This window comes from Paenibacillus sp. OSY-SE (assembly GCF_000283315.1).
In the GTDB taxonomy this organism is placed as follows: domain Bacteria; phylum Bacillota; class Bacilli; order Paenibacillales; family Paenibacillaceae; genus Paenibacillus_B; species Paenibacillus_B profundus.
Map to the genome: position 1 here is coordinate 22,256 of NZ_ALKF01000173.1, position 20,080 is coordinate 42,335.

Here is a 20,080-nt window from a genome sequence, read left to right on the forward strand (position 1 = left end):
TTTTAATGGAATTGGTCCGGCAAAAGCATATTGCCCAAGGCGATGTTGTCACTGTAATCGACCGGAATATCGATGATGACAGGTCCTTCCGCCGCTAGCGCCCGCTGCAGCGTTGGCACCAAGTCATCCGGATCCGTAACACGATAGCCCTGTGCCCCATAGCTTTCGGCGAACTGCACCATATCCGGCTGACCGAAGTTCACTCCGGCGGTGCGTCCGTATTTCATCTGCTGCTGGAAGGCGACCATATCGTACGTGCCATCGTTCCATACGAGATGCACAATAGGCAATTTCAGCCGTACAGCCGTTTCCAGCTCCATGGCGGAAAAGAGGAAGCCTCCGTCGCCCGATACCGAGACGACCTTCTCGCCGGGGCGCACCAGCGCTGCCGCAATCGCCCATGGCAGCGCGACACCGAGCGTCTGCATCCCGTTGCTGAACAGCAGGCGGCGCGGCTCATAAGAGCGGAAGTAGCGCGCCATCCAGATGTAGTGCGAGCCGACGTCGCACGTTACCGTCACCTTATCATCAATCACACGGCGCAGGCCGTGTATAATTTGCAGCGGGTGCAGCAATCCTTCCTGCACATGCTCCGGAGGCTCACAAGCTTCCAATAGCTTGGCTTGCAAGGAATCACACAGTCTGGAAGCTTCCGGCGTGCACTGCAGGCCAGACAAGTGCTTCGTTAATTCCTGTATCGTCCGTTCAATGCTGCCGAGCAGCTCTAAGTCTGGTTGGTAATCATGGTCAATATCAGCTTGGACCTCATCCAAATGAATAATGTGGCGCAGGCCATCACTATTCCAGAACTTCGGATCATATTCGACTGGGTCATAGCCTACCGTCAGAACGACGTCGGCTTGCGCCAGCAGATCGTCACCAGGCTGATTGCGGAACAATCCGATCCGTCCAAAAAAGTGGCTTTCCAGCTCGCGCGAAATGGCCCCCGCCGCCTGGAACGTCTCTACAACCGGTAAATTCGTATGAGAGATCAATTCACGGATCGCATAGGTCGCTTCCGGTCTGCTAGCTCTCATACCGAGCAAAATGACTGGAATGCTCGCTCCGCGCAGTGCTTCGGCTGCTGCCCGAATCCCTTCGGAAGGAGCAGCCCCCAGCTTCGGTGAAGGAAGCGGACCGATCGCCGACACTTCGACCGGACTCGTAATGACGTCCTGCGGCAAGCTGACGAGCGCTGCACCTGGGCGCGGCGACGTCGCTGCCCGGAATGCATTCGTGAGCACTTCGGGCAAATTGTCTGGATGCTGCACTTCGACGCTGTATTTCGTCACCGGCTGGAACAATGCCGCGTTATCCATCGATTGGTGTGTCCGCTTCAACCGATCCGCACGCGATACCGCCCCGCTCAAGGCCACGACGGGGTCCCCTTCTGCCGTAGCGGTAACGAGCCCGGTGGCCAGATTGGAAGCGCCCGGCCCCGAAGTGACGAGGCATACGCCCGGCTTGCCTGTTAGGCGGCCGACTGCAGCAGCCATGAACGCGGCATTCTGTTCGTGGCGGCACACAATCAAAGAAGGGCCTTGATCTACTAGTGCATCGAACACACTGTCTACCTTAGCCCCCGGAATGCCAAATATGTGAGAGACGCCTTGCCGCTTGAGACATTCGACGACGATGTCTGCCCCGCGGCTTACGACTGGATGTTGTGGTTGTTCTTTCGATGTGTTCATGTCGTTCACCCTTTCCATGTCCACTTTATCTGCTCAGACTGCATAACGAATATATACTAATGAAATAAACGTATTAATACAGACTGAAACACAATGCGTAAAAAGCAATTAAAATAATCAGTCTGTATTATATATAATACTCCTTTTTTCCGTTTTGTCCATTCGCAATTTCCAACCGTTCGTGGTATCTTCGATTTAACAGTAGATATGTATGAAAGGATGAATCGAGATGAACGAAAAGTGGAACTCACTAATGAAGTCAATGGAAAAGGAATCACTTACTGCGCTGCTCATTACCGATCCGAAGCATGTGTACTATTTGACTGGGTTTGCCTGTGATCCGCATGAGCGCTTTCTTGGCCTCGTCATAACGCAGCATGAGGAACCGGCACTGATTGTGCCTTCTCTCGACGGAGATAAAGCGTCCTCCACTTCCTCTGTAAAGCGGATCGCAACCCACACAGATACAGATAACCCCTACGATGTGCTGAAGCAGCATCTGCCGCATGGCCTTCCGCTTCTCGGTATCGAGAAAAATCATATGTCCTTGCAGCGTTTTGAAACGTTAGACCATGCCGTGCAGGCGCAGCGATACGCGGATGCTGGCCCAATTCTGCAAAGCATGCGGCTTATCAAGTCGGAAGAGGAGCTCGCGCGGATGAAGGAAGCAGTAAACCTCATCGAAGACGTGCTCCGTCAATGTGTAAGCCAGGTAAAAACAGGCATGACCGAAATCGAAGTCGTGGCGGAATTGGAATACTTGATGAAAAAGCTCGGTTCCGATGGCCCTTCCTTCAGCACGATGGTGCTTGCCGGAGAAAATGCCGCACTGCCGCACGGCATTCCGGGTACACGCAAAATTCAGGAGGGCGAGCTGCTGCTGTTCGACCTGGGCGTATACTTGAACGGCTATGCTTCCGATATAACACGCACGTTTGCCGTCGGTGAAGTAAATGCGACGTGTAAAGAGATTTATGACACAGTGCTTGCCGCGAACGAAACAGCAATCGCAGCCGTGAAGCCGGGTGTCACGTTCGGCAGCCTGGATCGGACAGCCCGTCAGGTCATCACAGAGAAGGGCTACGGCCAATACTTTACACACCGTCTCGGACATGGTCTCGGCATCGATGTTCATGAGTATCCGTCCATACACAGCCAGAACGATGACCTCCTCCAATCGGGCATGACCTTTACGATTGAGCCGGGCATCTACGTTCCTCAGGTGGCAGGCGTGCGCATCGAAGACGATGTTGCTGTCACCGAGACAGGTGTTACAGTGCTGACTTCTTATCCGAAAGAACTGACCGTTATCGGCGTATAAGCCAAATAAGCAGCATTCATCTTTGCCCCCCTTCCATTTCATAAAGATTTCACTAGTGAAAATGGCATTGAAATACAATCAATACTTATTTACAATAAAATCCGAAGACATACGCCGTCCATTGGGACGATAACGCTCGACCATACATCGCCCTTTCGGGCTACTGACCCCTATTCGGGAATGCGAAGCCTTCGCCTTTTCGACAGGGGTCTATTTTTTCGTTGTGACACAGCCAGCCGAGAGGAGTTCTATCAACATGAAGGTGTTGCAAGCAAATGACCGCACATCGGCGCATTGCATCTGGAAGCGTTATTCCCCTGCTTTATAGTAAGCTATATCGGTGATTATGCCGCCACCTCAATATGGGGCGTTCATCGTTCGCAATATATTGCTTGCTTCCCCGATGTGACGCTGCCGACGATACTGAAATTCGTCTTCGCCGCCGTCTTGTTCGGCCTCGCGAGCCGCGGCGGAACGGACACCGTTCGCCATTGCGATTGACACTAGCAGCTAGCGCAATCGGTATGGCTGCTTGGACGGAACTTCCCCTGATTGCTGCTTATAAAGCAAAGGCGAGGACTCGTTTCATCCTCACCTTTACTTCGTTCTCCCCTTCCGTCAGAAAGGCGGTACGCTCCTATGACGACGCTAAATGCCCGCTGCCAAGTGAACTGTGCCTTCATGAGCGGTCGCTTCACGGCACAGTGTTTATACAAAACGGGATGTGCCTATGACGCTATCCTACCTGATTGTATGGGAGAGTGATTATAAGGGTCATCGAACCAATGCCCGACATCATGTTTCTTGGCTCAAAACAAACATTTATGTTTCAGTTCATCTCTCATCCTATGAAAGATACTCATTGGCAGGGGGATAATGGGTTGCTGTCATTCTGAATGAAGGGGAGAGTGAGGCAATGGATGAAACGGACAATACAAGAAAGGGGCTGGCTGTCCCAAAAGGTCTGAATCTGAATGACCTGAAGGACAGTTCCCGTTTTAGCTGAAGGACGGGATGAATCTCTCTTGCCACTTGCTGCATTGGATTTCGTACAATGGAATGGCAGCGTTTATCTCTTTACGGTAAGTTTCATTGGAATTCATGCAGTGGCTTGACTCTCTTTCCGCAGCAACAGCTGAAAAGCAGCCAGATCCACTGCACAAAATACAGTCTACATGCCGTTTGTCGCCTAAATCGTACATTCCACTGTATATTTTCCAATGGGGCTTGTTTCCGCAAGAAAGTTGAGTTGCCCTGTATGGCGATACAAGCAGCGGACGCGAGTTGCTCTGTGTACGTTACTAACAGCGGGTGCGCGATTGCTCTGTGTGCGTTACTAGCAGCGGGTGCGCGATTGCTCTGTGTGTGTTACTAGCAGCGAGTGCGCGATTGCTCTGTGTGCGTTACTAGCAGCGGGTGCGCGATTGCTATGCGTGCGTTAATAGCAGCGGGTGCGCGGGTGCTCTGCGTGCGCTAAGCAGGCGCGGGACAAGCTTCAAAGTATGCTATGCTCTGCGCTCAACGTCTGGGCGGGGCGGAATGCAGCCGACAAAACGCAAAATGGTGAAGCAGAAATAGTTCCTGCCCCACCATCTTTTTCGTTTATAGATTGCTTTCTTATTTCTTCATGCCGAGCGTGAAGATTTCCGCGCTGCCCAGCTGAATCGTTACGTCTTGGTTGTTCGCGGACGCAATGCTGTCGCCCGTGTGCTCCAAGATGTTGCTGCGGTAGAAGCCTGTCGCCGCTTCTGGCAGACGGACGCTCAATGTCTTGCCTTCGTGCGCGATGTTGAACCAACGGCCGACCATGTCGCCTGACTCTTCCGCCATCTTAATCGAGGAGAACGCCAAGCCTTCGCCTTCCCATGCCAAGAATGCATGGTTCGCTGGGAGACGTCCTTCATGAACGTCCACTTGGCGAACGATCCAAGGGACTTGGAACGAATGTGCTTCAGCATGCACGCCCGCAGCTACAGCATCACCCGCATGCGGAATAATCGCATATTCCGCCGTATGCGTGCCAATGCACTGCGCTTCCGGCGTAGGGAAGTAACCCCAGTCGCCCAACTCGCCTGAAGAGCGGAGCAATGTGACGCCAATCGTATTTTTATTGTCTTGCGACACTTCGTATTCGAACAAGCCTTTGTTCGCTACCGTCAAGCCAAGCTTGCCGTCGCTAACGCTGACGAACGTGTGCTGGTGCTGATCATTGCTCGGATTCTCCCACTCTTGTGCCGGCACGTTGTTGCGGCGCGCCACTTCGAAGATCGATTCCGCCAAGTGCGTTTCAGCTGTGAAGCCGCTTGGGAACAATGCTCTGACGCGGTGGTCTTTGGACTGGTTGTCCATTGTCACATGCACGTCCACGCGCTTTGCCCCGCGATCCAGCGTGTACCGCGTTACGATGCGAAAAGGCACCATGTCGGTCGAACGCTGTGCCTTCCGTCTCGGGAAGTCGACGATGTCAAGCTGCTCTTGCTTCAGCGTCTCGTCGGCGGAAACCGGAATGCTCCAATGATGCGTGACCTCGATAACCGAGCGGAACGGCGTATTTTCGACGACATTTCGCTCTGCCTTCAGTCCTGCCGTCGTCAACGGCTTCGAGCCTTCCGGCATGCGGAACATGTACTCGTTGCCGATATCGCCCGCATCTTCATACACGTTCAATCCCGCATACATATGTCCGGTCTCTTTGTCCGTCAATGTAAGCGATCCGTCCTCGGCCACTTCCGCTTTCAAACGATCGTTCTCCAACGTAAATTCGCCGGTAACAAGGCCTGCAGATTGTTCTTTCGCAGCTCCTGGCACCCATGCGAGCGTCTGATATCCGAGTGCCGGAATATCTTTCGCCTGCAAACGCACGTTGATGGAACGCGCCATGTATGGTTGACGGAATTTGTCCTTCGGCAAGTCATAACCGAAGGTAACGCCCGCATCTTCCCATTGGCAGTCCAACACGTTGCCGTCCGCATCGACGACTGCGCCCGGAACGATCGGCTCCTGCTTCATTTCCGCAGCCAATTTCGTCGGATGCCCTTCGCGGAAATAACGGCGCGACAGCTCGAGCTTCACTTCCACGATACCGCTGCGGTCATAGCCCGCCGTGTTGAACACGGTGAACGGTACCATGTCTTTGCCGCTATATACAGTCGTATCGATTTGCTTAAGCAAGCTATCGACCGTTTCATTAATAATCATTTCTGTCATATGCTTCGACTTCTCGAAGCGTGTAACCATCTCACGGTGCACTTCGTCCACGCTGCAGCCGCAGATGCTGTCATGTGGATGGTTCTGCATCAGTGTCTTCCATGCATACACGAACAGGTGATGAGGATAAGGCTTGCCTGCTTGATGCGCGAACGCAGCGAGCGGCTCTGCCACTTTCTCCAGCAGCGTCTGATTCTCGGCGTTCATCTGCTTCAGATAGACGCGGGAAGAAGCCGTATTGACGAGTGTATACCAGCCGTCCGTACGTTGGCTGCGCAGTTCGCCTTGAATCGTCTGCAGGTTCTCCGGCAACTCTTGCTTCAGCTCATCTACATAGTCGTTGAAGTTAGAGTGAACGAAGTCAACGTCCGGGAACAGCTTCTTCGCCACTTCGATCGCTTGGGACAAATCAGTCTGAATCGGCTGGTGGTCGCAACCATTCATGAACAGCAGATGGTTCGTCGACGCGAATTTCTCTGCATTTTCAATATGTTTTTCCCAATAAGCGACTGCTTGCTTCTCTTCTACAGGAACTTCCATGCCGTTGCAGTACCAGTTCGCGAACAAAATACCGATGACACGCGATCCGTCTGGGGATTGCCAGATCATTTCGGAGAACGGAGACTCATAAGCCGCATCCTCAGACACTTGGTTGTTGAAGCCAGTCGGCTTCACGCCGCGGCCGAATACAGCCACGTCAATATTGGCTTGCTTCAGCATTTGCGGAGCTTGTCCCATATTGCCGAATGAATCCGGGAAATAGCCTACCTTGGAAATGTGTCCGCCGTAATGAGCGCAGTCACGATGCCCGATCTGCAGGTTGCGCACGTTCGCTTCACTGCTCGTCAGGAACTCGTCCTGCAGAATGTACCACGGACCGATATGAATGCGGCCTTCATGGATATACTTTTCCAGCTTGCCTTTCATTTCCGGGCGAACTTGCAAATAGTCCTCCAGCATAATCGTCTGGCCGTCCAAATGGAAGCTCTTGAAGCCTGGATCGTGCTCCAACGTGTCAAGCAATGTATCCATCAATTCAATCAGTAACGCATGATGATACTCATATGGCATGTACCATTCGCGGTCCCAGTGAGTGTGCGAGATAATGTGGGCTGTCTTTTTCGTCATGTTCAATCCCTCTCTTCCTCTAGATGTTATGCTTTCAACCAGTGTTCGCGATAAATCAGTTCAGAGAACAAGCTGTTCGACCATGCAAACCATTCACGTGTGAATAGCGCTGGATCGTCGACATTAAAACCTTCGTGCATATATCCTGTATCGGCATCCGTCTCCGCAAGCAACGTCATTAACGAATCGATTTCTTCTTGGGAATTCGCCGTTAACCCTTGCATCGATAATGCAATGTGCCAGATGTAGCGTTCAGGCGTATGCGGGCTGCCGATGCCCTTCGCTTTTTTGCCGGCATAGAAGTACGGATTCTCTTCGCTTAAAATAAAGCGGCGCGTATTTTGATAGATTGGATCATCAGCCGTCGTATACCCGAGATACGGAATTGCGAGCAAGCTAGGTACGTTCGCATCATCCATCAGGTTAAAGTTACCGAAGCCGTCTGTTTCATATGCATAAATCTTGCCGTATTTCGGGTGGTGGAAGACGCCGTAATTTTGAATGCCATCCTCAATTTCTTCGTGCAAGGCACGCGCTTTTGCGGCAAACGGAGCATCTTGGTACACCGTTTCTGCGATTTCCTCCAAGTAACGCAGCACAACGACTGCGAACATGTTGGAAGGCACGAGATAACCGAATGTGCACGCGTCATCGCTTGGACGGAAGGCAGACCAGGTCATTCCCGTATAGTTAACCGGCATGCCCATGCCGTTGTTCTTCAACGTATCGGTTTTGCGGCAATCCATACGCTCGAAGCGGTATGGAGAGTGCTCGAAATGACGCTGCTCAGCCGTCCACAAGTCCATGATGATATAGGCGACCGTCTTGAATTCTCCGTCGAACAACGACGTATCCCCAGTCTCTTTCCAATAGAGATAGCTGAGCTGTAACGGATAGCACAAGGAATCGATTTCGTATTTGCGTTCCCATACCCAACCATTCAATTTCGTTTGGTCGCGGTGATGGATTTCGTCAAGCGGAATTTCTTCTTCATTAAAAGCATTGGCATACGGATCGATTTGAATGTACTTCAATTGTTTGCGTACCAGTCCAGCAATTACGCGGCGAACGTCAGCATCGTCTTTAGCAAGCGGCATGTACTGACGCACTTGAGCGCATGAATCACGCAGCCACATCGCCGGAATATCTCCGGTAAAGACATAGGACGTGCCGTCCTCATGCAATTTGGTCGTTGTTTGCAAGGTGTTCGGGAAGCAATTCAAGAACAGCTGCATCAATTTCGGGTTACCTGCCAATTTTGCCTTCGCTTCTTCCATCACGCGAAGCACGGCTTGCGGTAGACGTTCCATATCGGCTCTCTCCTTCTCCAATCCATCTGTGTGTTTTCTCTATAACAAATAAATCATTAAATATGTCAATCATATTGTATATAAGACATTGTGAAAATACAACTCATATAGTTCATGTTCAAAAAGGTCACTGAGCAACCTTATATAAACACAATCAGGTGAAGCCAACGCTTCACCTGATTGCACACATTGGGCTATTCATTTCGCTTATGCATTGCTGTCATTCCATGTTGTCAAATCTGCTGCAAGGCGAGATGCTGTTGCCTCATATGAATTACTGCTGTCTTACTTCTTGGATGCTTTCCACTCATCCAATTGTTTTTGCATTTCTGCTTGAACTTTGTCCAAACCAGCTTGTTTGAACTTCTCAACCGCTTTTGGAACATATACTTTCGGATCTACTGTTCCTGTGTACAAGGAAGCGTAGAATTCTTCTTTTACGTTCTGCAAAGCAGCAACTTCCGTTTTCACACTGTCCCCATTGAAGTGGAATCCAAGCAATGGCGCATTTTTAGCGGAATTGTTGAACTCTTCAAATTGTTCCCATTTGTCTTTAGGGTCAGTAGGCAGCTTATCCAAGATGAAGAAGTTACCCAGTGTAAAGGACGGCATATCGTAACCATCTGTTTTCGCAGGCAAGTATTCGATTGTTTCGTCGTCAATGCGTTTGTAGTGAACGCCTTCGATACCGTTGTTAATCAGGTTGCGCAAGTATTTGTCAGAGTTCAACAGGTTCAGGAATTCCATCGATTTCTCCGGATACTTGGAGTTAGCGGAAATACCGTGCATGGACCCCATTACGGACCAGTTGTATACATATGGCTCTGTGTAAGGCGTAGAGACGACTTCATAGCCCAATGTTTGGGACCAGAGGTTGTCTGCGAACGGTTGTGTATCCGGCATGTCAATAAGCCATTTGCCTGTTTTCATTTCGTCGCCGTTTTGAGCCGTTGCTGCGTCTTTTTTCAGATAGCCTTTTTTGTAGTAGTCATGCATTTTTTCGAAGTTCTTCATCATATCCGGTTGTTCCAATACGTTAACCAATTTCAGGTCATTCGTATCAGTCAAAGCTACGCCGATTGGCAAGTTCTCGGATACCAAGTCGTAAGGAACGCCGAATTTAAATTGCTTGTCAGCAGAGATTGGATACAATCCTGGTTCGCCTTCTTTAACTTTCGCAAGCAGCGGCTCCAAGTCTTCCAATGTTTTCACGCTGTTAATGTCAAGGTTGTATTTATCAACATATTCCTTATTGAAGCGGAATACTTTTTGCGCAGGCAATTCTTTGTTAACTGGAATTGCATACGTTTTTCCGTCGATTTTTGCCCCTTCCAGGAAGGATGGGTGAACGTTTTTCTTAATGTCTTGGCCATATTTCTCGAGCAGGTCATCCAGTTCGTAGAAAGCGCCTTTTTTAGCATTCGTTACATAATCAAATGCCCATGAGCAAGTGAAAGCGATGTCATAAGGTTCGCCAGAAGCAGCAATTACACCCATCTTTTGGTTATAATCGCCCCAGTCGAACATTTTCATTTTTACGGTAACGCCGATTTTGTCAGCTGTGTACTCGTTTACTTTCTCCATAACTTTGTCAACGTCTTTTTGCGGTGTACCAATCGTGTACCAGATCAGTTCAACCGGCTTTTCGTTTTTCCCTGCTTCACCTGTGCCGCCAGTAGCTTCTTCTTTTTTGCTACCGCAACCTGCCAGTGCCAAAGACGCGACCAACATGAGGCAGAACGTCATCAGCAACATTTTTTTTGCCTTAGCCATTTTGTTTCCTCCCCTTTTGTACCACACATAGTTGTGTATATTATTTCCGAACTAGCGGCATCTATTATGAACGGATGCCGCCGCCCGGGAAATAATCAAGATTGTAGGTATGTGTTACTCTTTAACAGCACCAATCGTCAATCCTTGTACGAAATAACGTTGGAAGAATGGATACGCACAAGCAATCGGCACAGTTGCCAACACGACGAGCGCCATACGCGTCGCTTCTTGCGGCAGCGAGCGGAGCAATTCAAGCGATTGACCCGAAGAGCTTAGCTGTGCGTTGCTGAGCAGGAACTGCATGCTGTTCTCGATCCGCATCAACATCGATTGGAGCGGAACGAGTGCCGGATTGTCAATGTAGAGCAAGGCGTTGAACCAGTCGTTCCAGAAGCCGAGTGTTGCGAACAACCCGATCGTGGCAATACCCGGCAAGGAAATCGGAAGCACGATTTTGAAGAACGCCCGCAGCTCGCCGGCCCCGTCTATTTTCGCGGATTCAATAATTGCATCCGGAACAGTCGTACTGTAGAACGTCCGCATGATGAGCACGTAGAACGCGTTCATGACGAGCGGAAGAATGAGTGCCCAGATGGAATCCTTCAAGCCCAATACTTGCGTAACTACCATATACGTCGGTACGAGACCGCCGTTGAACAGCATCGTAAAGAATGCGATGAAGGAGAAAAATCCACGGTACGTAAAGTTTTTGCGTGAAATCGCGTAGGCGTACAATGCAATCATAGCCAAGCTGACAACCGTACCGAGAATCGTAATAAATATTGTTACCCCGTAGGAACGAAGCAATTGATCCCCCGCTTTGAAAATGTATTCATAAGCAGAGAAGCTCCATTTATCCGGGAATATGCTGTACCCTTTCGTCGCTAACGATGATTCGTCCGTCAATGAGATGACAATAACGAACAGGAACGGATACACACACAGGAAAGCAAAACCACCGGCAATAATGTTGAACAGGATGTTCATGCCTTTCGGCAAGTCATGAACGTCACGATGTTTTTTCTTACGCAATGTCATTCCCCCCTATCCTAGAACAGTGCATTTTCTTTGTTGAATTTTCGTACAATCCAGTTCGAGGTCATGACGAGAATGAAACCGACTATCGATTGATATAGACCAGCAGCCGTACTCATCGAAATTTCGCCTGTCGCCTTCAGACCACGGTACACGTAAGTGTCGATAACGTTCGTAACCGCGTACAATGGACCCGAATCGCGCGGAATTTGATAGAACAGACCAAAGTCAGCATAGAAAATCCGACCAACCGCTAGCAAAGTCAAGATAGTGATGAGCGGCGTAATTGATGGAATCGTAATATGGCGGATTTGCTGCCATTTGCTCGCTCCGTCAATCATCGCGGCTTCATAGTACGTCTTGTCGATACCTACAATGGCCGCCAAATACACGACGCTGGAATAACCGATCCCTTTCCACAGGTTCAAGAACACCAGAATGTAAGGCCAGTACGTCGTCTCCGAATACCAAGATAACGGGTCTTTGCCCATCCACGTCAGGAATTGGTTCATAACCCCTTTGTCTACGCTCAGGAAGCTGAACGTAAAGTATCCGACGATAACCCAAGACAAGAAGTGAGGCAGGAACATCCCCGTCTGATATACTTTAGCCAATCGCTTGTTGACGATTTCGCTTAAGATAATAGCCATCGCCACGGCACATACGAGACCAAGTGAGATAAACACTAAGTTGTATAAAATCGTATTACGTGTAATGACATAGGCGTCATTCGTACTGAAGAGATATTCGAAATTTTTAAATCCTACCCATTCGCTCTGCTGTAAGCTAGCGAGGAAGCCGTCTCTGCTAAAACGATAATCCTTGAAAGCGATCACAGTTCCGAACATCGGCAGGTAGGAGAAGAACAAAAACCACAAGGCTCCTGGCAGAACCATGAGAAGAAAGATCCGATTGCGGTTTAAGTTCGAAAAAGCATTCTTGATGGATTGCATCCGATCATCCCCCGTTGCTATGTTGTACATTTAGCGTACCCCAATTAATACGTTTCCAATAGTCAACAAACTTTAGATTTGGTGTACAAAATAAAGAAAGGGCTTTCACGCCGAAACTATTGCTCCGTTTCGACGTGGATGCCCTTTCCTATTATGGTTTTCATCCCAATTCAATCTGTCTTCCAATGGATTTCACGGTATTCTTTAGGAGAAATGCCGACGTACTTTTTAAATTGTTTGTAAAAATAACTTTTGTCCCAATATCCGACTTTCGCCGCAATATCTGTCATGCGAAAGTTCGTTTCGACTAACATTTCCTTTGCTTTTTTAATCCGTGTCTTATTCAAATAATCGGAGAAGGTGGATTGCACTTCTTTTTGGAACAATTGACCTAGGTAGACCGGATTAATGTTATAGATCTGACTCAGCGTCTTCAGCGACAATTCCTCCGCGTAGCGGTCATGAATGTCATGCAGCACTTGCTTCACGACCGGACTCATATCTTCCGGTTCAGCCAGTCGTTCAATCATGCGCCTGGCCACCTGCATCACATGCTCCTTCAATGCATCCAACGTCTGCATGTGATACACTTCATCGAACCAATCCTGCTCATCATCCAGCTGCAAGATGGCTGAATCCTTCATAGATTGCTTCCAAGCAATCAGGAGCTCCACCGCAAAATTACGAATGTCACGGGGTGCCACCCCTTCCGTCACGGACAAATGGTCGAAATCCCGCTGCAGCTGTGCGGCGATTCCGCCCCGGTCACGGGCATACAATAGCTTCACATAGGGTTCCGTCTCTGGTTGAACGGCAGCCGGACGCGAGGAGCGGTAGCTTGCGATCTCATCGCAATCGACGACATCGTCATCGAGCCGTACGAGATGATACGGCTGCACCTGCTTCGCATGTGTGAAGCTCAGCGACGCATTGGCGTACCCGTCCTGCACACTGCCTATCGTCACTTGCAGCGGCGTCAGCAATCTGCTCTCCGCTTCCTTCTTCCACTCGCGCAGCTTCTCCATAATCGGCTGCTTGTCCGCAGGTTGGCATAAGCCGAATACAATGGCCGTCTCGCCATCCCACTCCCTGACGCAGAAGCCTCCAGACGCTGAGTCGAGAAGCGCTCTTGCCTCCTTAGCAACCGCTTCCTGCTTTTGATAGTCCAATTCATTGTCCATCCGAACCTCAGGCCGAACCAATACAACCATATAGTATGGATGCTTGAACTGAATATCGAGCAAATCGGCACGCTGCTGCAGCTCTTCCAAATGGATATGATCGCGCAGCCAGCGGTACAGCACATTATCGCGCAAGATGTCGCGGTTATGCTGTTCAGTCATATGGTGCATGCGGGACTGGTCTAATTTTTGCACTGTATTTTCCAACGTTGATCGAAATTCCTCAATATTAATTGGCTTGAGCAGATAGTTCTCTACTCCCAGCTTGATTCCTTCCTTTACATATACAAATTCGTTATATCCGCTTAAAATGATAAATCTCGTGTGCGGATGAACCTGTTTTACTTTTTCTATTAATTGAAGTCCGGTCATCTTCGGCATCATAATGTCGGTAACGACCAAATCGACAGGCTGGTCTTTTAAGATGTCCCATGCCGCTTCACCATTTTCTGCTTGACCGACAATCCGAAACCCGTAATCGTTCCATTCTAAAATCGATTGCAAACCATCAATAATAAACGGTTCATCATCGACTAAGAACACATCATACATCGTTTATCCCCCCAACCCTAGTCCACCCATTAGTTAAGCGGCACGCAAATGGTAACGATCGTGCCTAGGTTCAATACACTGTCAATCGTCAAGCCATATGATTCGCCATACAAGATTCTGAGGCGTTCCTGTATATTTTTCAAACCAAGCGATCCATGATCTTGAATCTGGGCTTCGTCCAGCTCTTGCTGAATTTGCTTGAGACGTTCCGGTTCGATCCCTTTCCCGTTATCGGAAATGCGGATGACGAGTTCCTCTTCCGACTGCATCACTTCAATTAAGATGTGATTGTCGGTCCGCTCCAGACCAATACCGTGAACCAAGTAATTTTCGATGATCGGCTGCACCGACAGCTTCATAATATTATAACCGCCCAGTCTTTCATCCATATGGATCGTGTACTGTAGTTTATCCCGGTACCGGATTCGGGTCAATTCCAAGTATCTGCGGCAGTTCTCGATTTCTTCATTGACTGTAATGACCGTCTTATCTTTAACCATATGTCTGAACATCGAAGCAAGGCTATAGATCATCTCCCCCACATCATGAACGCCTTGCGAGATGGCACGCATCCGAATTACTTCCAACGTATTGAATAGAAAATGAGGCTTAATCTGGGCTTGCAGCGCGATAAGCTCCGCGTGCTTCTGCTTCAATTCTGATTTATAAAAACGGTTGATATACTGCTTCAAATCTTCACACATTTTATTGAAGCTTTCCGAAATCAGACCAAGCTCGTCTTCCCGATCCACAGGCAAACGCGTATTCAAATTGCCGTCCTGCACCTTCTTCATCGCCTTGACGATCGTCTGCGTGCGGCGGGACAGATGGAGCACAGAAAAATAGGTCAGCGTCAAAACGGTGACAATGCACAGAATCGTAACGATGCCGATTGTATTTCTGATCCCGGATAAATGATCGGTAATCGCGGCTTGCGGCAAAGCACCCACTACCGTTAGTCCAAGCTTGTTCGTCTTGGATACGATGACGTATGACTTCTGCCCATCCAGATCAACTGCTTGCGACTTATTCCGGTCTATGGAAGCCAACTTGTCAAAGTTCGGCCATACTTGACCATCATAGGCCGCTTGGGCGGGATATACGATCTCCCCTTTTGGATTCAGGACAAGCCACTGCTCTCCTCTAATGGAAGACCCGAGCTGGCGCGCAATCCCATTGGCATTGAAATCTATCGAGATATGCCCCGCCGTCAATAGCGTCTCCGGACTGCTGATGCGTGTCGTCACAGTGAATAACGGCATATCTCGGGTTGTGTCCGTAGTGTTCACCGGCTCCTGAACGCCCTGTTCGACATCCGAAGGAGCTGGATCGGCAGTTCCGTTCTTCGCTTCAGTTCCCGCCTGCTTCGCCTTCTGACTCATATAGGAAGGATTCTGAAAACCGTAACGCTCCCGTCTCCATTGTTCATTCAGCCCGGGCTCCTTGCTCCAATCATACATTTTGCCGCTTAACGCTTGCACACTGTACATCAGGGCAAATTGCTTCGTAGGACTGATCAAATTAATGTTCTGCAAATCGGGATCTTTCCAGAATTGCAGTACATAAAAATCCTGTAGATTGCGGGTAAAAAACACGTTGCTTGAGCTATACGTATCGAGGCGGTAGCGAATGTATTGCTCATATCCTTGCTCGAGCAAATAAACCGTGTCGCGTATGAGCATATTATCTTGGAACACCTGCTGGGTTATCGCCTGCGCCAAATCGTATTTCTGATCCAAATAGCGATTCATGTTATCCACGATGCGCTGCTGCTCCAGCAAAGCAGTATTAATATCGTTGCGCGCAAAATATTGGTAGGCGAACACGGATACGGTGAGCAAGGAAGCGACCGCGATAAAGGAGTACACGGCAATCAATTTATTGAACAGCTTTTTCTTGAAATGCTTTTGATAAATTTGTTTGAACATGATGGCGCTTACCTCCATCGTTAAATTAACGATTTGTCTGTGGCAGAGGTCACTTACAATGTCCTCTTTGAAAAGTTGCCTTTTTGAATACGGGCTATTCGTTTTTCGGCAGATTCGTGCTTACATTACACCCTTCTTATTACTTTATCAAACGTTTGCATGTAGAAGGAGAACCAAATGGTGCCAGAGCCACATTTTTTACTGTAAAACTACAATTCCTTCACTAGACTTTACCATACACCTATAATATCATAATCAATATATTAAATATAAATTAATTGCGTTCTAAAGAGGAGGCCCTTCCTATGTTCTTAACGGAAAACAAGCTGCAAGCTCGCTTGCAGGAATTGAACGACTTGCGTTACCGCGATCGTATTGGCATTCCGGTATTCCACAGCCAGGTCAACGAAGGGAAAGAAATTGCGCCTGAGCTGCCCGAGGGCGGCGAATGGACCGATCTGCGCGTCGGCGAGAAATGGAAGGGACGCGACCTGTATCTGTGGATGAAGGCGTCACTGGATGTTCCAGCCGAATGGTCTGGCCGCAAGGTGCTCGGACGATTTGACTTCGGCTCGACAGGCGGCGGCAACAATTCCGGCTTCGAATCACTGTTCTACTTTGAGGGCAAGCCGTATCAAGGTGTTGATTCGAATCACCAGGAAGTATTTTTCCCAGAGCGTGTCTCGGGCAACAAGCTTGATCTGACGTTCCGCCTCTGGTCCGGTCTGGAAGGCGGCGGACAGCCACAGGAGCAAGAGCATGACATTAGACGCGCCGAGCTGTGCTGGCTCGACGAAGCTGCGGACGATTTGTTCTATACCGCATGGGCTGCGCTCGATACGAGTCAGGTATTGGAAGAAGGCCGTCCAGAGAAGCCGTTGCTGTTAAAGGCGGTCAATGACGCATTCCGCCTGATCGATTGGGCGGTGCCGGGCTCTGACGAGTTCTATGCGTCAGTGGCGGAAGCGCGCGATACCCTCCATGCTCAGATTGACCGCATCGAGAAAGCATCACCGGTAACAGTGCAATGCATCGGCCATACGCACATCGACGTCGCTTGGCTATGGCGCTTGAAGCATACGCGCGAGAAATGCGCACGCTCCTTCTCGACGGTGCTGCGCTTGATGGAACAGTTCCCGGATTATGTGTTCCTGCAGACGCAGCCGCAGCTCTATGATTATGTGAAGAGCGATTATCCAGAACTGTATGAAGGCATTAAAGCCCGCGTGAAGGAGGGACGTTGGGAAGCGCAAGGCGGCATGTGGCTTGAAGCCGATTGCAACCTGACGAGCGGTGAATCCCTCGTGCGGCAATTGCTGGTGGGCACGCGCTTCTATCGCGACGAGTTCGGCCAAGAATGCGATTATTTGTGGCTGCCGGATGTGTTTGGCTACAGCTGGGCCCTGCCGCAAATATTGCGCAAATCAGGCATCCGCACGTTCATGACGACGAAGATCAGCTGGAACCAATACAACCGCATTCCGCACGACACGTTCAAATGGCGCGGTATCGACGGTTCCGAAGTGCTGACCCACTTCATCACGACGCCAGAGCCTTGGAGCCAGCCAGGTTCCTGGTTCTATACGTATAATGGACATATCATTCCGAAGACGGTCAAAGGAATATGGGACGGCTACCGCAACAAGGAACTGAACCAGGACCTGCTCTTGTCCTATGGCTATGGCGATGGCGGCGGCGGTGTCAACCGCACGATGCTCGAAATGCGGCGCCGTCTGGATAAGATGCCAGGCATGCCAAAGATCGAGACAGGAACCGCAGGCTCGTTCTTCAACAAGCTGCACGAGACGGTGGATAATACAAGCGAATACGTCCATACGTGGGACGGCGAGCTGTACTTAGAATATCACCGCGGAACGTACACGAGTCAAGCGTACAATAAGCGGATGAACCGCAAGCTTGAGCTCATGTACCGCGAGGCTGAATGGCTGAACGCGCTCGACAGCTTGCGTTATGGCTGGGAGCGTTATCGCCACGACGAGTTGAACGAAGGCTGGAAGATCATTCTTCGCAACCAGTTCCACGATATCATTCCGGGCTCCTCGATACACGAAGTGTACGAGGACAGCACCGCGGAATATGCGGAAGCGTGGCAGCTTGGTGAAGGCGTGCTGAACGAGTCCGTGCAGAAGCTCCTTCCGGCTGGCAGCGCGGGCACGTTCACGGTGTGGAACGGATCGCCGTGGACGGCCACCCACTGGGTGAGCATCGATGCGGCCGCAAGCGGCGCAGCTGGCGCATGGCTGGACGCAACGGGCGGCACGCTGCAAGCCCAGCGCACGGATGGCGGCTGGATAGTCGAGGTGAAGGACGTGCCGTCCATGGGCTTCACGACGATCCGCTTCCGGGCGGAAGAAGCTCCAGCTGCAGCAGATGTATCGGGGTCGCCATTTGCGGTGAGCCCTTCGGGCGTGGACACGCCGTTCTACACGCTTGCGTGGAACGAAAATGGCCAGCTGACCAGTATCTACGACAAGCAGGCAGAGCGCGAAGTGCTGGCGGCAGGCGCACGCGGCAACGTACTGCAGGTGTTCGAAGATAAGCCGCTTGCTCACGAAGCATGGGATATCGATCTTTTCTATCAGGAGAAAATGCGTGAGGTGACGACGCTGGAATCTGTGGAAACGATGGAGAACGGCGAACTCCGTGCAGTCGTCCGCTTCACTTGGACGTACATGAAGGCGACGATCGAGCAAGATATGATCGTTTACGCGCATAACCGCCGCATCGACTTCAAGACGGAGGCTGATTGGCGCAATCCGAAGCAATTGCTGAAGGTGGCGTTCCCAGTCGATGTGCGTGCAACGGAAGCGACGTACGATATCCAGTACGGCAACGTAAAGCGGCCGACACATTGGAATACGAGCTGGGATTGGGCGCGGTTCGAGTCCGTAGGCCATCAATGGGCCGACTTGTCCGATCGCGGCTACGGCGTCAGCTTGATGAACGATTGCAAATACGGCTATGACATTAAAGACAACGTTATCCGCCTGTCGCTCATCAAGTGCGCGACTCACCCTGACCCGACGGCTGACCAAGGGTACCATGCATTTACGTACTCGCTGCTGCCGCACACAGGCGATTGGTATGCGGGCCATACCGTTCAGGAGGCTTGGATGCTGAACAACCCGCTCCGTTGCACCGTAGGCCGGGGCGAGCAGGATGAATTCTCGATGTTCCGCATCGACGCGCCGAACGTCATGATTGACGCCGTGAAGAAGGCGGAAGACAGCGAGCAGGTCGTACTGCGCGTACACGATTTCTCTGGCTCCCGCAGCAACGTTCGCGTGATAAGCGACCTGCACATCAAGTCTTGGCAGGAATGCGACTTGATGGAGCGTCCGCAGGGCGATGTGCTGAAAGACGAATTTGCCTTTACGCTCAAGCCGTATGAAATTCGTACGTTCTTGGTTACGTTGACATAAATCCAACAAAAACAGCAGCCTGCACCGGCACTTCGGTGTAGGCTGCTGTTTATCTTTACTTCTCTATATCCGTATTAAACTTCTGCGCTCCCTCTTCGTGAGCCGTTGTCGAAGCACAACCAACTAAAACGGAAAATAACAAACCAAAATAATCGTATTACTGCGGATCAAAAACACCTCCTCCACAATAAGGTAAATTAGCTATTGGGGTCCACCAACTTATCAGCAGTTCCACCTGCAACGTATTGATGGCATTTTTCGCTACAGGAGAAACAAATACAAATAAGCTTATCTCATCTTCCATTGGATTTTGTCCAATGGAACAGCACCTATGCCTCTTCTACAACAGGTTTCATTGGAATTATCCAATGCTTTGCCATTCCATTGAGGAGCAATCACTGAAAAGCGCCAAATCCACTGGACATAATACAGTCTGAACACCATTTAGACGCTTAAACCGTACATTTCACTGTATATTTTCCAATGGAACTAACTTCGACTGCGGAGAACAATCTAGCTCAAGTTATTTATAGTAGAGTACGTTCTGTTTCCGGATAC

General features: G+C 50.1%; 12 protein-coding genes. 3 read left to right on the plus strand and 9 right to left on the minus strand.

Annotated features, from left to right (window positions below; genetic code table 11):
- Positions 1-2: 2 nt before the first annotated feature.
- Positions 3-1,691, minus strand: coding sequence for an acetolactate synthase AlsS (gene alsS, locus A372_RS0111275; protein WP_019420955.1), 1,689 nt, complete (start codon positions 1,689-1,691; stop codon positions 3-5).
- 229 nt (positions 1,692-1,920) lie between these two features.
- On the opposite strand from alsS, the gene A372_RS0111280 reads away from it, so the two are divergent.
- Both A372_RS0111280 and A372_RS37930 read left to right on the plus strand, forming a co-directional pair.
- On the plus strand, positions 1,921-3,012 hold the full coding sequence (locus A372_RS0111280; protein WP_019420956.1) for a M24 family metallopeptidase: 1,092 nt from the start codon (positions 1,921-1,923) through the stop codon (positions 3,010-3,012).
- 294 nt (positions 3,013-3,306) lie between these two features.
- Positions 3,307-3,513, plus strand: coding sequence for a hypothetical protein (locus A372_RS37930; RefSeq protein ID WP_192813604.1), 207 nt, complete (start codon positions 3,307-3,309; stop codon positions 3,511-3,513).
- Between the two features lie 1,116 nt (positions 3,514-4,629).
- Here A372_RS37930 and A372_RS0111295 read toward each other — a convergent pair.
- From A372_RS0111295 to A372_RS0111325, 7 genes are all read right to left on the minus strand, one after another.
- A complete protein-coding gene (locus tag A372_RS0111295) occupies positions 4,630-7,347 on the minus strand; it encodes an alpha-mannosidase (protein WP_019420959.1) in 2,718 nt (905 codons plus the stop codon).
- 26 nt (positions 7,348-7,373) lie between these two features.
- Positions 7,374-8,657 carry a glycoside hydrolase family 125 protein gene (locus A372_RS0111300; protein WP_019420960.1) on the minus strand — a complete coding sequence of 428 codons (1,284 nt, stop codon included), beginning with the start codon at positions 8,655-8,657 and terminating at the stop codon, positions 7,374-7,376.
- A gap of 285 nt (positions 8,658-8,942) precedes the next feature.
- The gene (locus A372_RS0111305) at positions 8,943-10,430 is read right to left on the minus strand and encodes an ABC transporter substrate-binding protein (protein WP_019420961.1); all 1,488 of its coding nucleotides are present in this window, start codon (positions 10,428-10,430) and stop codon (positions 8,943-8,945) included.
- A 114-nt stretch (positions 10,431-10,544) separates the two neighbouring features.
- Positions 10,545-11,468 carry a carbohydrate ABC transporter permease gene (locus A372_RS0111310; RefSeq protein WP_026011015.1) on the minus strand — a complete coding sequence of 308 codons (924 nt, stop codon included), beginning with the start codon at positions 11,466-11,468 and terminating at the stop codon, positions 10,545-10,547.
- Between the two features lie 11 nt (positions 11,469-11,479).
- Positions 11,480-12,418 (minus strand): ABC transporter permease, encoded by a 939-nt coding sequence (locus A372_RS0111315; protein WP_026011016.1) that lies wholly within the window; start codon positions 12,416-12,418, stop codon positions 11,480-11,482.
- A gap of 170 nt (positions 12,419-12,588) precedes the next feature.
- Positions 12,589-14,151, minus strand: a complete 1,563-nt coding sequence (locus A372_RS0111320) for a response regulator transcription factor (protein WP_019420964.1) — start codon at positions 14,149-14,151, stop codon at positions 12,589-12,591.
- A 29-nt stretch (positions 14,152-14,180) separates the two neighbouring features.
- Complete coding sequence (locus tag A372_RS0111325) at positions 14,181-16,079, minus strand: sensor histidine kinase (protein WP_019420965.1); 1,899 nt, start codon at positions 16,077-16,079, stop codon at positions 14,181-14,183.
- A gap of 305 nt (positions 16,080-16,384) precedes the next feature.
- On the opposite strand from A372_RS0111325, the gene A372_RS0111330 reads away from it, so the two are divergent.
- On the plus strand, positions 16,385-19,522 hold the full coding sequence (locus A372_RS0111330; RefSeq protein WP_019420966.1) for an alpha-mannosidase: 3,138 nt from the start codon (positions 16,385-16,387) through the stop codon (positions 19,520-19,522).
- Positions 19,523-19,679: 157 nt separating this feature from the next.
- Here the strand turns inward: A372_RS0111330 and A372_RS37935 are convergent, their stop codons facing one another.
- The gene (locus tag A372_RS37935; RefSeq protein ID WP_192813605.1) at positions 19,680-19,826 is read right to left on the minus strand and encodes a hypothetical protein; all 147 of its coding nucleotides are present in this window, start codon (positions 19,824-19,826) and stop codon (positions 19,680-19,682) included.
- Between the last annotated feature and the right edge of the window lie 254 nt (positions 19,827-20,080).

Excerpts from the sequence above, each read along its gene's own strand:
- alsS (WP_019420955.1), bottom strand. The coding sequence starts at position 1,691 with ATGAACACATCGAAAGAACAACCACAACATCCAGTCGTAAGCCGCGGG.
- A372_RS0111280 (WP_019420956.1), top strand. The coding sequence starts at position 1,921 with ATGAACGAAAAGTGGAACTCACTAATGAAGTCAATGGAAAAGGAATCA.
- A372_RS0111295 (WP_019420959.1), bottom strand. The coding sequence starts at position 7,347 with ATGACGAAAAAGACAGCCCACATTATCTCGCACACTCACTGGGACCGC.
- A372_RS0111300 (WP_019420960.1), bottom strand. The coding sequence starts at position 8,657 with ATGGAACGTCTACCGCAAGCCGTGCTTCGCGTGATGGAAGAAGCGAAG.
- A372_RS0111305 (WP_019420961.1), bottom strand. The coding sequence starts at position 10,430 with ATGGCTAAGGCAAAAAAAATGTTGCTGATGACGTTCTGCCTCATGTTG.
- A372_RS0111310 (WP_026011015.1), bottom strand. The coding sequence starts at position 11,468 with ATGACATTGCGTAAGAAAAAACATCGTGACGTTCATGACTTGCCGAAA.
- A372_RS0111315 (WP_026011016.1), bottom strand. The coding sequence starts at position 12,418 with ATGCAATCCATCAAGAATGCTTTTTCGAACTTAAACCGCAATCGGATC.
- A372_RS0111320 (WP_019420964.1), bottom strand. The coding sequence starts at position 14,151 with ATGTATGATGTGTTCTTAGTCGATGATGAACCGTTTATTATTGATGGT.
- A372_RS0111325 (WP_019420965.1), bottom strand. The coding sequence starts at position 16,079 with ATGTTCAAACAAATTTATCAAAAGCATTTCAAGAAAAAGCTGTTCAAT.
- A372_RS0111330 (WP_019420966.1), top strand. The coding sequence starts at position 16,385 with ATGTTCTTAACGGAAAACAAGCTGCAAGCTCGCTTGCAGGAATTGAAC.
- A372_RS37935 (WP_192813605.1), bottom strand. The coding sequence starts at position 19,826 with ATGGAAGATGAGATAAGCTTATTTGTATTTGTTTCTCCTGTAGCGAAA.